Source organism: Flavobacterium cheniae, from assembly GCF_004363695.1.
In the GTDB taxonomy this organism is placed as follows: Bacteria; Bacteroidota; Bacteroidia; order Flavobacteriales; family Flavobacteriaceae; genus Flavobacterium; species Flavobacterium cheniae.
Map to the genome: position 1 here is coordinate 741,978 of NZ_SNZC01000002.1, position 13,529 is coordinate 755,506.

At 33.9% G+C, this 13,529-nt stretch carries 11 protein-coding genes; 8 read left to right on the plus strand and 3 right to left on the minus strand.

What is annotated here, in order from left to right; translation table 11 throughout:
- Window positions 1-20: 20 nt before the first annotated feature.
- The gene (locus C8D80_RS08400) at window positions 21-1,313 is read right to left on the minus strand and encodes an aminopeptidase P family protein (RefSeq protein ID WP_133609294.1); all 1,293 of its coding nucleotides are present in this window, start codon (window positions 1,311-1,313) and stop codon (window positions 21-23) included.
- 118 nt (window positions 1,314-1,431) lie between these two features.
- Between C8D80_RS08400 and C8D80_RS08405 the strand changes: the two genes are divergently transcribed.
- From C8D80_RS08405 to C8D80_RS08440, 8 genes are all read left to right on the plus strand, one after another.
- Window positions 1,432-4,209, plus strand: a complete 2,778-nt coding sequence (locus C8D80_RS08405; protein WP_133609296.1) for a VPS10 domain-containing protein — start codon at window positions 1,432-1,434, stop codon at window positions 4,207-4,209.
- Between the two features lie 3 nt (window positions 4,210-4,212).
- Window positions 4,213-5,064 (plus strand): ChaN family lipoprotein, encoded by an 852-nt coding sequence (locus C8D80_RS08410; RefSeq protein ID WP_133609298.1) that lies wholly within the window; start codon window positions 4,213-4,215, stop codon window positions 5,062-5,064.
- A 122-nt stretch (window positions 5,065-5,186) separates the two neighbouring features.
- Window positions 5,187-6,059: a hypothetical protein gene (locus C8D80_RS08415; protein WP_133609300.1), complete on the plus strand. Its 873-nt coding sequence runs from the start codon at window positions 5,187-5,189 to the stop codon at window positions 6,057-6,059.
- Window positions 6,060-6,238: 179 nt separating this feature from the next.
- Window positions 6,239-7,123 (plus strand): succinate dehydrogenase cytochrome b subunit, encoded by an 885-nt coding sequence (locus C8D80_RS08420; RefSeq protein WP_133609302.1) that lies wholly within the window; start codon window positions 6,239-6,241, stop codon window positions 7,121-7,123.
- 18 nt (window positions 7,124-7,141) lie between these two features.
- Window positions 7,142-9,151: a fumarate reductase/succinate dehydrogenase flavoprotein subunit gene (locus tag C8D80_RS08425; protein WP_133609304.1), complete on the plus strand. Its 2,010-nt coding sequence runs from the start codon at window positions 7,142-7,144 to the stop codon at window positions 9,149-9,151.
- Between the two features lie 6 nt (window positions 9,152-9,157).
- Complete coding sequence (locus C8D80_RS08430) at window positions 9,158-9,919, plus strand: succinate dehydrogenase/fumarate reductase iron-sulfur subunit (protein WP_133609306.1); 762 nt, start codon at window positions 9,158-9,160, stop codon at window positions 9,917-9,919.
- Between the two features lie 128 nt (window positions 9,920-10,047).
- Window positions 10,048-10,500 carry a hypothetical protein gene (locus C8D80_RS08435; protein WP_133609308.1) on the plus strand — a complete coding sequence of 151 codons (453 nt, stop codon included), beginning with the start codon at window positions 10,048-10,050 and terminating at the stop codon, window positions 10,498-10,500.
- On the plus strand, window positions 10,501-11,265 hold the full coding sequence (locus C8D80_RS08440) for a nitrilase family protein (protein WP_133609310.1): 765 nt from the start codon (window positions 10,501-10,503) through the stop codon (window positions 11,263-11,265).
- Here the strand turns inward: C8D80_RS08440 and C8D80_RS08445 are convergent.
- Both C8D80_RS08445 and C8D80_RS08450 read right to left on the minus strand, forming a co-directional pair.
- Window positions 11,262-12,863 (minus strand): Ig-like domain-containing protein, encoded by a 1,602-nt coding sequence (locus C8D80_RS08445; protein ID WP_133609312.1) that lies wholly within the window; start codon window positions 12,861-12,863, stop codon window positions 11,262-11,264. The genes C8D80_RS08440 and C8D80_RS08445 overlap by 4 nt on opposite strands.
- Before the next feature lie 67 nt (window positions 12,864-12,930).
- Window positions 12,931-13,422 carry a ComF family protein gene (locus C8D80_RS08450; protein WP_317125874.1) on the minus strand — a complete coding sequence of 164 codons (492 nt, stop codon included), beginning with the start codon at window positions 13,420-13,422 and terminating at the stop codon, window positions 12,931-12,933.
- Between the last annotated feature and the right edge of the window lie 107 nt (window positions 13,423-13,529).

The window sequence follows — 13,529 nt, forward strand, 5'->3', positions numbered from 1 at the left end:
TTCTTGTATCTTTTCTCTAATTAAGAATTCATTATCGATTCAATTTCTTCAATTTCAATCGGAATATTGCGCATTAAGTTGAATGCAGCACCTTTTTCTTGAATCACCATATCGTCTTCTAAACGAATACCAAAACCTTCTTTCGGAATGTAAATTCCTGGCTCAACTGTAAATACCATGTTGGCTTGCATAGGTTCGTGTAATAATCCGTAATCGTGAGTGTCTAATCCCATGTGGTGACTTGTTCCGTGCATGAAATATTTTTTATACGCTGGCCAATCTGGATTTTCGTTTTGTACATCGGCTTTGTCGATTAACCCTAAACCAAGTAATTCAGAAGTCATGATTTTACCCACTTCTACATGATATTGTTTCCATAAAGTTCCTGGAACCAACATTTTAGTAGCTTCATTTTTCACATTTAAAACCGCTTGATAAACCGCTTTTTGTCTGTCTGTAAAACGACCAGAAACTGGAACCATACGCGTCATATCGCTTGAATAATTCGCGTATTCTGCACCAACATCAAGCAAAATCAAATCGCCTGCTTTACATTGTTGGTTGTTTTCAATGTAATGTAACACATTTGCATTGTTTCCAGAAGCGATAATTGGTGTGTAAGCAAAACCTTTCGAACGATTTCTTAGAAATTCATGCGCAAATTCAGCCTCGATTTCGTATTCCATTACGTTTGGCTTTACGAATTGTAATACTCTTCTAAAACCTTTTTCAGTAATATCACACGCTTTTTGGATTAAATCCAATTCTTCGCTTTCTTTTACCGAACGCAATCTTTGTAAAATAGGATTCGATTTTTCTACTTTATGTGCAGGATAATTTTCTTTCCACCATTTGATAAAACGCGCTTCACGAGTTTCCGTTTCAATAACCGCTCTGTAATGTTCGTTGGTGTTGATGTAAATTGTATCGGCATACGCCATGATTTCTTTCAAAGTCTTGTGAAAATCTTGTAACCAAATCACCGATTTAATTCCAGAAACCTCAAAAGCTCTTTCTTTAGTAAGTTTTTCACCTTCCCAAATAGCAATATGCTCGTTTGTTTCTTTTAAGAATAAAATTTCTCTCAAATGTTCGTAAGGCGCATCAGGAAAAAGCAATAAAATACTTTCTTCTTGATCCACTCCCGATAAATATAAAATATCTCTATGTTGTGCAAAAGGCAAAGTACTATCAGCACTTACCGGATAAATATCGTTTGAATTGAATACCGCAACGCTGTTAGGTTTCATTTGAGCTGTAAATTTCGCTCTGTTTTTAACGTATAAATCGCGGTCTATTTGATGGTATTTCATGGTTTATGATTTTTTTCGATTTCCAAAAATAAAAAGATAAAAATGAAAAGTTGTTAAATACTTTAGAAATTTTGTAGAAGTGCAATGTTTTGGCTAATTTTCAACAAATTTTTTCAAGATGAAGCAAATTACTATCCTGTTTTTATTGATTGTACAATCGGCAATCGCTCAAAATTCTTTGTTTAATCAAGTAGAGGCTAATAATATCGGGCCAACGATTATGAGTGGTCGTGTGGTAGATTTAGCCGTAAATCCTAAAAACCCAACCGAATTTTATGTCGCTTATGCAACAGGCGGACTTTGGTATACCAACAACAACGGAACTTCTTTCACTCCGGTGATGGATTCGGCTGAAACCGTAAATTGTGGTTCAGTTACTGTGGATTGGAATTCTGGAACAATTTGGGTAGGAACTGGTGAAGTGAATGCTTCGCGCTCGTCTTATGCTGGAGTTGGCGTTTTAAAATCTTCGGATAAAGGAAAAACTTGGGAAAATTTAGGATTAAAAGATTCGCATCATATTAGCCGAATTTGGGTGAACCCAAGCAATTTGAATGAAATTGTCGTGGCTGCTGTCGGACATTTATATACTACCAATAAAGAGCGCGGAATCTACAAATCAACCGATGGTGGAAAAACTTGGAAACAAACATTGTTCGTTGCGGAAGATACCGGAATTATCGATTTAGCGGTTTCTAAAAATAATCCAAAAATCATGTTTGCGGCGTCTTGGCAAAAAGATAGAAAAGCGTGGCATTTTGATGGTGATGGAGAAAAATCAGGCATTTATAAAAGTGAAGACGGCGGAACTTCTTGGAAATTAATTTCAACCAAAGAAAGCGGATTTCCATCGAATGAAGGTGTAGGAAGAATTGGTTTGGCAATGTTTAATGAAAACGTAATTTATGCCGTTGTTGATAATCAGAACAAACGACCAAAAACAGCTTCAAAAAATAAATTGACTACGATGTTGTCAACTCCTGGAGCTGATTTCATGGAAATTTCGAACAAGGAACTAAATATTGCTTTGAAAGAAAGTGGTTTCAGAGATAAATATCGTGCGGAAAACATTAAAAATTGGGTTGCTGATAATAATATGGAACCAAAAGAAGTTTTAGCCGTTTTGTCTGATGCGAATAAAGCGTTATTTGAAACCGAAGTAATTGGTTGCGAAGTTTACAAATCGGAAGATGGCGGAAAATCTTGGAAAAAAGCGAATCAGAATTACATCGATGATATGTTTTATACCTATGGTTATTACTTCGCGAACATTTCGGTAAATGAGAAAAATCAAAATCGTGTTTATATTGGTGGAGTTCCGTTATTATTTTCGGAAGATGGTGGAAAAACATTTACTGTAATTTCAAAAGAAAATGTGCATGCCGATCATCACGTAACTTGGGTAAATCCTGAAAATCCAAATCACATTATTAACGGAAACGATGGCGGTGTGAATATTTCGTATGATAACGGAACACATTGGATAAAATGCAATAATGAAGCATTAGGTCAGTTGTATGCGGTTAATGTGGATTATCAAGAAAATTATAATGTCTATGGCGGGATGCAAGATAACGGCGTCTGGTTTGGATCAAATAATTACTCACACAATGTAGCTTGGCATCAAGAAGGGAAATATCCGTATCAAGAACTAATTGGTGGTGATGGTATGCAAATTCAAATTGATAGTCGTAATCCAAATGTAGTTTTTACGGGTTATCAATTTGGGAACTACTATAGAATCAATCAGAAAGAAGGTAAGTTTGATTACATCACGCCAAAAGCACCAAAAGGCGAAAAACCATATCGTTTTAATTGGCAAACGCCGATTTTATTATCATCGCACAACCAAGATATTTTGTATATGGGTTCGGAGTTTTTACAGCGTTCCATGAATCAAGGCGAAACTTGGGAAAGAATTTCAGGCGATTTAACAAACGGAGCTAAAGAAGGAAATGTAGCTTTTGGAACTATTTCGACTATTTCAGAAAGTAAATTCCAATTTGGATTACTTTATGCAGGTTCAGATGATGGGAAAATTCATGTTTCGAAAGATGGCGGTGTTTCTTGGCAATTGATTTCTGGTAATTTACCTCAAAATTTATGGGTTTCAAGAGTCGTCGCTTCGTCTCATAAAAAAGAAAGAGTTTACGTGACTTTGAATGGTTACAGAAACGATAATTTTGAAAGCTATGCATTTGTTTCAGAAGATTTTGGCGCGACTTGGACTTCAATTTCGAATGGATTAACTCAAGCAGTGAACGTAATTGTTGAAGATTCAGCAAATGAGAATATTTTATATGTTGGAACGGACAATGGTTTATTCATTTCGGTAGACAAAGGAGCAAATTGGCAAGATTTCTCAAACGGAATGCCAAAAGTGGCGATTCATGATGCGGTAATTCAAACGAAAGCAAAAGAATTAATCGTAGGAACACATGGTCGTTCGATTTATAAAATGGATATTTCTAAAGTTCAGGAATTGACTAAAGACGTTTTGGCTAAAAATCTACATTTATTTAAACTAAACGATAGAACAAAATCAGACCGATGGGGAACTCAAAATTACGCGTGGGGAAAACCAAGTGAGCCTTCGCAAACTATTTGGTTCTATTCAGATGTTGATGGTATTGTGAATGTCTCGATTACAAATGAAGCTGGAATGCTAGTTCATACTCAAAAAGTGGAAGCTAAAAAAGGATTGAATTCGTTTGCATACGATTATTTGCTTTCAAAAGAAGTAGCTGAAAAGTGGAATAAGAAAGATAAAAATATTAAAATTAAAGAAGCTGAAAACAAGAAGTTTTATTTGCCTGTTGGGAAATATAAAATGACAGTTTCAAAAGATAAAGTAACGGAAACCAAATCATTTGAAGTCACAGCTCCAAAAAAATAAGTAATGAAAAAACTAACATTCAGTATTTTTTTATTTGCAACTATCATAAGTGTTGCTCAAGACAAAAAAGCCTATCAAATTTTTGATAAAAAGGGTAAAAAATCATCCTATGAAAAAGTTTTGAAAGCCAGCGAAAAGACGGATGTGGTTTTGTTTGGTGAAATTCACGACAATTCATTAGTGCATTGGTTGCAATTAGAATTTACTAAAGATTTGGCTCAAAGAAAGCCATTGGTTTTAGGTGCCGAAATGTTAGAAGCCGATAATCAAAAGCAACTCGATCAATATCTAAAAGGCGAAATCAATCAAAAACAATTGGATTCTTCGGCTCGCCTTTGGAAAAACTATAAAACCGATTACAAACCTTTAGTCGATTTTGCAAAAGAAAAAAAAATTAATTTTATCGCTACAAATGTGCCTCGAAGATACGCTTCGTTAGTATTTAAAAAAGATTTAGTGGCATTGGATTCGCTTTCTGCACTAGAGAAATCGTGGATTGCTCCATTGCCAATAGAATTTGATATTAATTTGCCAGGATATAAAGGGATGATGAGTATGCAAGGCGGTCATGCTGGAGAGAAAATGCCAAAAGCACAAGCCATAAAAGACGCTACAATGGCTTATTTTATCAATAAAAACAGAAAAGAAAACAGCATTTTTGTACATTACAACGGAACCTATCATTCAGATAATTACGAAGGAATCAATTGGTATTTAAGAAAGTTAGATGCTGATATACAAATTGTTACCATTGCCATGGTTGAACAAAAAGATATTACAAAATTAGAAGCCGAACATTACAATAAAGCGGACTTTATTCTCGTTATAGATGAAGACGTAACAAAAACGTATTAAAATCGTCTTAATTTAGAAACCAAACGTTTGGGTTTTGTTTAATGTTGGATTCCTGCTTTCCGTTATAGTCCCGATTTTATCGGGAGCTATCACTCCATCAGGGTTAGAAAACAATCGATAGTATGAAGAAATTTGTAGTTTTATTTTCTTTAATAGTAGGTGCATTTGCCTTTTTCTCTTGTGAGGATTCAGACGATGTATCAGAAGAGCCTCATTTAATAGTCAAATTCCAATTTGACCCCAATCAGGTGCGATTGAATAATTTGGGTCAACCTGCTACTATTCCATCTGGTCATGCAGCACAATCACCTGATTTTAGGAAAATTAGTGCTCATTATTTTGAGTTGGCTCCCACGGCTTACACTCAACTAACAGAAGGAACTGTTTTATACCATGCAGATGAAACCACTCAAGGAGGTTCGGTTGCAATTGATTTTAGTAAAGCCGTTGTGGTAGGTGAAGGCGAAGCTTTTTTGAGAATTCCATTAAGTCAAGTAGCGCAAGGAAACTATGAATATGTTCGAGTTTCATTAGCTTATCAAGAATACAATATTTCAATTCGCAACAATGGTGCAGATTATCAAGGTAAATTAGCGAGTTTTGTAGGATATAATAATTATATTACAACACATTCAATAGGTAATAATTCATTCCCAGTAAATGGAAATCGTTTGCAAGGTTATTGGGCTTTTGCCTTGAATGATTTTCCTTATGCTACTTCAGGGCAAGCACCTGCTGGCGCTACAACGGTTCCAAACCCAATTGCAGCAACTTCACCAATCCCTTCTGGCTCATGTGTGGTAACTGGAAAATTTGCTCAAAATCTTATTATTAATGGTAATGAAACGCGAGATGTAGTTATTACTTTATCACTTTCCTCTAACAATAGTTTTGAATGGCAAGAAGTTACTTCAGATGGTAAATATGAGCCTTCAATAGGTGAAAATGTGGTTGATATGGGCTTAAGAGGATTGATACCTACTTATGTTAAATAAATATATTTGCTAAAATAGTATATGTTGTTATGATTTTAAGCATCTAAGCTTCTGATATTCAACGATAGTTAAATTCATTTTAAAATCATTATAAATTAGCTCTAAAAGGTTGTAGTTAATTTCAAATAGCCTTATTTTTGTTTGATTTTTTATTAAACTAGTACAATCAAATAAAAATTATGGCAAAATCGGCACTATTAAAGTCATCTATCGTAAAAAAATACTGGATGGCTCTTACAGGTTTATTTCTATGCTTGTTTTTGGCGGGGCATTTGGCAGGAAATCTTCAATTGATTTTCGGAACCAGTCAGCAATTTAATGAATATGCATTATTCATGACCACCAATCCAGCAGTTAAGTTACTTTCTTATCTTACTTACATTTCAATTTTATTCCATGCTATTGATGGGATCATGTTAACAATCCAAAACAAAAAAGCAAGACCGGTTGGTTATGCTAAAACAGATGGTTCTTCAAGCAGTTTAGCTTCAAGAAATATGGCGGTTTTAGGAACAGTTATCATGGTGTTTATAGCTACACACATGGTGAATTTTTGGGCTAAAATGCATTTTGACAAAAACATGCCATTAGTTCAAAAAGAAATGGACAATGGTATGGGGCAAAAACAAATTCAGTTAGTGGGAACAAAAGATTCTCAAATGCCTTACATGCAATTGGATCAAAGCGGAAAATTATCTAAAGAATTTTTTGAGACAATCAAAATGCAAACACAAGGGCAATACGATCTAGAAGTGCAAGACATGACTAAAATCGTAAACAAAAAAACGGGTGAAGTCATTTTTGAAGGTTACAAAGATTTGTACAAATTAACTGTAGACTTTTTTAAAGATGCTAAATACGGATTGTTTTTTACAATCGGTTATGTTTTAGCAATGTTAGCTTTGGCATTTCACTTATGGCATGGTTTTCAAAGTGCTTTTCAATCGCTTGGAGCTACTAGTTCAAAATTAACACCAGCAATCAAGTTTTTCGGAAGAGCATTTGCAATTATAGTTCCACTATTATTTGCAATTATTCCAATCTTCTTACATTTTAAAAAATAATCAACATCAGTATATATTATGAAGTTAGATTCTAAAATACCAGCAGGTCCGTTAAAAGACAAATGGACCGATCATAAAAATCACTTGAAATTAGTTGCTCCAAATAATAGACCAAAAATCGATATTATTGTGGTAGGAACTGGTTTAGCAGGTGCTTCTGCTGCCGCTTCTCTTGGAGAAATGGGCTACAATGTAAAAGCATTCTGTTTTCAAGATTCTCCACGTCGTGCACACTCAATTGCGGCTCAAGGAGGTATCAATGCAGCAAAAAATTATCAAAATGATGGTGATAGTATTTACCGTCTTTTTTATGATACAATTAAAGGTGGTGACTACCGTGCACGTGAAGCAAACGTTCACCGTTTAGCAGAAGTTTCTGGAAATATTATCGACCAATGTGTGGCTCAAGGAGTTCCTTTCGCACGCGAATATGGTGGAATGTTAGACAACCGTTCGTTTGGTGGAACGCAAGTACAACGTACTTTCTACGCTGCTGGACAAACAGGACAACAATTATTATTAGGAGCATATTCTGCTTTATCAAGACAAATTGGGTTAGGACGTGTAAAAATGTACAACCGTCACGAAATGTTAGATTTAGTTAAAGTAGATGGAAAAGCTCGTGGAATTATCGCTCGTAACTTGATTACAGGAGAAATCGAAAGACATTCAGCACATGCTGTTGTTATTGCTTCTGGAGGTTATGGAAACGTATATTTCCTTTCTACAAACGCAATGGGAAGTAACGTAACTGCAGGATGGAAAATCCACAAGCAAGGAGCCTTATTTGCTAACCCATGTTATGTACAAATTCACCCAACATGTATTCCAGTTCACGGAACAAATCAGTCAAAATTAACTTTGATGTCTGAATCGTTACGTAACTCAGGGCGTATTTGGGTTCCTAAGAAAAAAGAAGATGCTGAAGCAATTAGAGCTGGTAAATTAAAACCAACGCAAATTGCAGAAGAAGATAGAGATTATTATTTAGAGAGAAAATATCCAGCTTTTGGAAATTTAGTTCCTCGTGATGTGGCTTCAAGAGCTGCAAAAGAAGTTTGTGATGCAGGACATGGTATCGAAGCAAATGATACTAACGAAGGAGTATACCTGGATTTCTCAACAGAAATTCAAACTAAAGGTAAACAATCGGCGTACGCAAAAGGAAATCACAATCCAACTCCAGAAGAAATTACAGCTTTAGGAAAACAGTGGTTAGAAGAGAAATATGGTAACTTGTTTACGATGTATCAAAAAATCACGGATGAAAATCCTTATGAAACGCCAATGAAAATTTACCCTGCGGTTCACTATACAATGGGTGGAGTTTGGGTTGATTATAACTTACAATCTACTATTCCAGGTTGTTTCGTAGCAGGTGAAGCTAATTTCTCTGACCACGGAGCTAACCGTTTAGGAGCTTCAGCTTTAATGCAAGGTTTAGCAGATGGATATTTTGTATTGCCTTACACAATTTCTAACTATTTAGCTGACGAAATTAGAACTGGAAAAATCTCAACAGATTCTCCAGAATTCTTAGAAGCAGAAGCAAGAGTAAAAGATTCAATTAGCAAATTCTTAAACAACAACGGTACAAAATCGGTTGATTATTTCCATAAAAAATTAGGTTTGATTATGTGGAATAAAGTAGGAATGGGTCGTAATGAAAAAGGATTAACAGAAGCTATTGCTGAAATCGCTCAATTAAAAGAAGATTTCTACAAAGAAGTTTATGTTCCTGGAAGTGCAGACGAATTAAATCCTGAGTTAGAAAAAGTATTAAGAGTTGCAGATTTCATCGAATTAGGTCAGTTGATGGCAATGGATGCTTTACAACGTAAAGAATCTTGTGGAGGTCACTTCCGTGAAGAATATCAAGATGCTGAAGGAGAAACTTTACGTGATGACGAAAACTTCAAATTTGTTGGGGCTTGGGAATACAAAGGAGATGATATCAGTAGAGAAGAACTTCACAAAGAAGAATTGAAATACGAAGAAATTAAAATTGCAGCTAGAAATTACAAATAAAATATTATGAGTGCAGCAAAAAATATCAATATAAACCTTAAAATTTGGCGTCAAAAGAATGCTAATTCTAAAGGTAGCATAGAAACTTATAAATTAGATAATGTTTCTACTGCAAGTTCGTTTTTGGAAATGTTAGACCAATTAAACGAGCAATTAATTAACGAAAGAAAAGAGCCAGTTGCCTTTGATCACGATTGTCGTGAAGGAATTTGTGGGTCTTGTTCATTATACATTAATGGACGTGCTCACGGACCTGATACTGGAATTACAACCTGTCAGTTACACATGAGAATGTTCAACGATGGTGATACAATTTACATCGAACCATGGAGAAGTAAGGCTTTCCCTGTAATCAAAGATTTAGTTGTTGACAGAACCGCTTTTGATAGAATTCAGCAAGCTGGAGGTTTCGTATCGGTAAACACTTCTGGAAATACTATTGATGCTAACTCAATTCCAGTTCCTAAAGTTGATGCAGACAAAGCGTTTGAAGCAGCAGCTTGTATTGGTTGTGGAGCTTGTGTGGCTACTTGTAAAAATGGTTCTGCGATGTTATTCGTTGGAGCAAAAGTATCTCAATACGCTTTATTACCACAAGGTAAAGTTGAAGCTACACAACGTGTTTTAAACATGGTACGTCAAATGGACGAAGAAGGTTTCGGAAATTGTACGAATACTGGAGCATGTGAAATTGAATGTCCAAAAGGTATTTCATTAGAAAACATTGCTCGTATGAACAGAGAATTTTTAAAAGCATCTGTGAAGTAATTCATAGAATCTTAAAAATAATAAAAACGCATTCATTCATTTGGATGCGTTTTTTGTTTTTAAATATTTCTTAAACATTCTTAAATGAAAGAATAAAATGGTATTTTTAACCTGATAAATTAGTCAATATGAAACAGCTATTTCTTTTGTTTTTCTTTCTTTTTTCAATTGCTGTTATATCGCAAAGCAACATTTTAGTTATTCAAAAGTTAAATTCTAATTTTACCAAAGAAATTAAGGAGAACAAGCGTATTAAGGTATGGACAAAAGATGGTCAAAAACTTTATGGAAGATTCACAATAAAGGATTCCATAAGTATTATAATTGAAGAAAAAGTTATACTGTTAGAAGACATCATAAAAATGAAGAAAAAGTCACTTTTTGGAACCATAGCAAATCCTATTTTCATTGTTTATGGTTCTTTTGCGATAATTGCTGGTGTGGTAACAGTTGGTACCGGAGGTTGGGGTGCAATTATTGGAGGAAGCTTCATTATTGGAGGAGTGCCATTAGTTTTAATACCGTCAATTTCTAATAATCACCCATCAGATAAATGGGAGTATTCAATAAAAATAAGATAAATGAAAGTAGCTCTTTTTCAAACCAAATTAGCTTGGGAAAATCCAGAAATCAATCGAACATTCATTGAGGAATATTTCTTAAATGAAGACGAATCATTTGATTTATTTGTCTTGCCCGAAATGTTCACTTCAGGTTTTACCATGAATCCATCTGCTGTTGCTGAAACTATGGAAGACGAAACAATGGCTTGGTTAAAAGAATTAGCAAAAAAGAAAACTTGTGCCATAACGGGCAGTTTAGTAATAAAAGAAAACGGAAATTTCTATAACCGAATGGTGTTTGTTTTTCCATCTGGCGAAGTGCAGTTTTACAACAAAAGGCATTTATTCACCTTAGCTGGCGAAGATAAAGTGTACACAAAAGGAATTGAAAAAGTAATCGTAAATTATAATAATTGGAATATTTGTCTACAAATTTGCTACGATTTGCGATTCCCGGTTTTTGTTAGGAATGTTGAAAATTACGACTTGTTATTGTACGTTGCCAATTGGCCAAAACCACGAATTAACGCTTGGGATGCTCTTTTAAAAGCGCGTGCCATTGAAAATATGTGCTACACCATTGGTGTTAATAGAATAGGCGAAGATGCCAATAAATTAGAATATCCTGGACATTCTAAGGCAACTGACTTTTTAGGAAATACAATTGTGGATTGCGAAGATGAATTAGGAGTTTTTATCTTCGAATTGGATAAAAATGCCCAACAAGAAACCCGTCAAAAATTGAATTTTCTTAATGATAGAGACGATTTTACAATTCTTTAATCCAAAATAAAATCTTGTTCTACATCCCAGTTTGCCCTAACATCAATTAGTTTTGGAAAATAGATAATTTCTTCGGCTTGTTTTTTAGCCAAGTAATTTCCTGTAGTCCATTCATTATCGGAATTATCGTCGTAGATGATTCTTATCGTATATAATTTTGGTTCAATGGTTTCAAAATAAACACTTGTTTCTTTTGTTGAACTCATTTTATACAAAACCTCGTTTTTATCCATCAATTCAACAATAAATGGAAAGCGTTTAATGTTTGAAATGTTGATTTTTAAATTTCCATAATCAGAAAGTTGCTTGGTACTAAAATTATATTTTAGTGAATCGTTTGTGGTTTCGTAAAAGTCTTTGATAGCACCAGGAAGTAATTCTATGGTGTACTTTTCATCTTCTTTTTTTTCAAAATCAAAAACAATTTCCTGATCAAAATCAATATATTTTGAGGTAAATTTTACAGTTGTAGAATCTTTACTTCGTAATACAATTTTAGATTCATCAATAGCGGTTATTGGTGTTTTTGATTTAAGAACAAATGCGTCTCTAAACGCTAAAATACCACCTGTTTTGTTTTCAATGTCTAGCGAATCTGCTTCTTTTAAATCTTTTAGCTTTGCATTAAAAGTTTTAGAATAGTCTTTGTTAGTAACAGAAATTTGTAAAGAATCTATTTTCATTTTTGGATAAAAAATTCGAACAGAATCTTTGTTTTTTTCAGGGAATTTGGCAATTTTAATTGGTACTTGAGTATTGTTATAAGAAGCAGTAATTTTAGTGTTTTTAAAATCACCTTCGTATCCTAAGAAAAGCTTGTTGTTACTTTCCTGTGATGGTTTGTCTGCTTTAAAAGGTTTCTTTTCTTGAAACAATTCTAATTCAAACATATCTGAGGTAGGAACTGTAATTGGATAGTCAATAAATCCAATTTTATCTATTGCTGGATTGTATTTGTTATTACCAGCTTTATCTTTCATGGCTACAATTTTATAAGAGCCTTCCTTTAGGTTTTCCAATGAAAAGACTTTTAAACTGTCTAGAGTGTTGGTAATATAAAGAGGCGTTTCTTTAAATACTGTTGAATCAGTAAATGTTTGAGCATCATAGAGCATTATCGAAACAAAATTATCTGGTTTTTGTTCGTAAGCATCTTTTACTTTTCCAACCACAGTTAAAGAATCTACATAATTTCCTGTCGAAAAAACATATTTGAATTGCGAATACGAATTTCCTTCGTTATTATCGGTAATACTTTGTCCAAAATTGAAACTATAAGTCGTATTTGGTGCCAAAGTATCTAAAATTTTAATTGAAATATACTTACTTGCGCTTCCTTGTGGTACAATGATAGGTTGTTTTTTCATTGGAGGCGAAATAATCAATTGTTTGTTGATGTCTTTTACCTTGATCAATTCGTCAAAGCTAATTTTGATTTCATTTCCTTTGAAATTGGTAGTAAAATTATCTGGATTACTATTGATGATTTTTGGAGCAATGGTATCTTTATCACCACCAGTAATGGTTCCGCGCTTAGCGCAATTGGTTAATAATAAAAGACTTGCTAATAAAAAAGCTATGTATTTAAATTTTGTCATTTTCTCAAATAATGTGGTTACAAAATAACGACTATAATTAGTACAAACATACAATTTTTAGTAATTTTTATGATAGCGTATAGGCAATGGTTACAACACTAACTTTGCTGTTTGGAATTTTTAACAATGCCTTTGCGCAAGATTCAAGTGTAGCGCCAGATGTCATTACGTCGTCAACAAGTAAGAAATGTTTGTTTTGGTCAGCTTCGGTGAAATTCACATCAAATAAGGAGTTGGCAATATCTTTTCTATTTTCTTTGTCTTTTTTGGTTTGTGTTTTGGAATAACGACTTCTGTATAAAAGGTTAGGATTATAAGGTATTTCAAGTTCTTTTGACAAAGCTTCACAAAAAGTAGTAACTTGATTATAACCTCGTTCTTCTAATCTTTTTTTATGTAATGGAACTGGGATAATTTCCGAGACAGTTTGTATTTGGCTAATATTTTCTAAATCTTTTGCATACCATTTACCTAGTAAGGAACCCACTTCTTGATGATTTTTATATTTTAGGTTATGAATTAAATTTTGAACAATACCTTTATGATGAAAATACAACATTGATGCACTAAATTCTATAGGAATTATGCCATAAAATTTTTTTGTTGTATCATTGTGCTCCAAAAAATGATGATTCGTATGCGGTAAGTTGTGATTGCATTCGCTAC

What these genes read in the sequence shown, in the direction of transcription:
- C8D80_RS08400 (WP_133609294.1), bottom strand. Translation starts at nt 1,313, where the DNA reads ATGAAATACCATCAAATAGACCGCGATTTATACGTTAAAAACAGAGCG.
- C8D80_RS08405 (WP_133609296.1), top strand. Translation starts at nt 1,432, where the DNA reads ATGAAGCAAATTACTATCCTGTTTTTATTGATTGTACAATCGGCAATC.
- C8D80_RS08410 (WP_133609298.1), top strand. Translation starts at nt 4,213, where the DNA reads ATGAAAAAACTAACATTCAGTATTTTTTTATTTGCAACTATCATAAGT.
- C8D80_RS08415 (WP_133609300.1), top strand. Translation starts at nt 5,187, where the DNA reads ATGAAGAAATTTGTAGTTTTATTTTCTTTAATAGTAGGTGCATTTGCC.
- C8D80_RS08420 (WP_133609302.1), top strand. Translation starts at nt 6,239, where the DNA reads ATGGCAAAATCGGCACTATTAAAGTCATCTATCGTAAAAAAATACTGG.
- C8D80_RS08425 (WP_133609304.1), top strand. Translation starts at nt 7,142, where the DNA reads ATGAAGTTAGATTCTAAAATACCAGCAGGTCCGTTAAAAGACAAATGG.
- C8D80_RS08430 (WP_133609306.1), top strand. Translation starts at nt 9,158, where the DNA reads ATGAGTGCAGCAAAAAATATCAATATAAACCTTAAAATTTGGCGTCAA.
- C8D80_RS08435 (WP_133609308.1), top strand. Translation starts at nt 10,048, where the DNA reads ATGAAACAGCTATTTCTTTTGTTTTTCTTTCTTTTTTCAATTGCTGTT.
- C8D80_RS08440 (WP_133609310.1), top strand. Translation starts at nt 10,501, where the DNA reads ATGAAAGTAGCTCTTTTTCAAACCAAATTAGCTTGGGAAAATCCAGAA.
- C8D80_RS08445 (WP_133609312.1), bottom strand. Translation starts at nt 12,863, where the DNA reads ATGACAAAATTTAAATACATAGCTTTTTTATTAGCAAGTCTTTTATTA.
- C8D80_RS08450 (WP_317125874.1), bottom strand. Translation starts at nt 13,422, where the DNA reads ATGTTGTATTTTCATCATAAAGGTATTGTTCAAAATTTAATTCATAAC.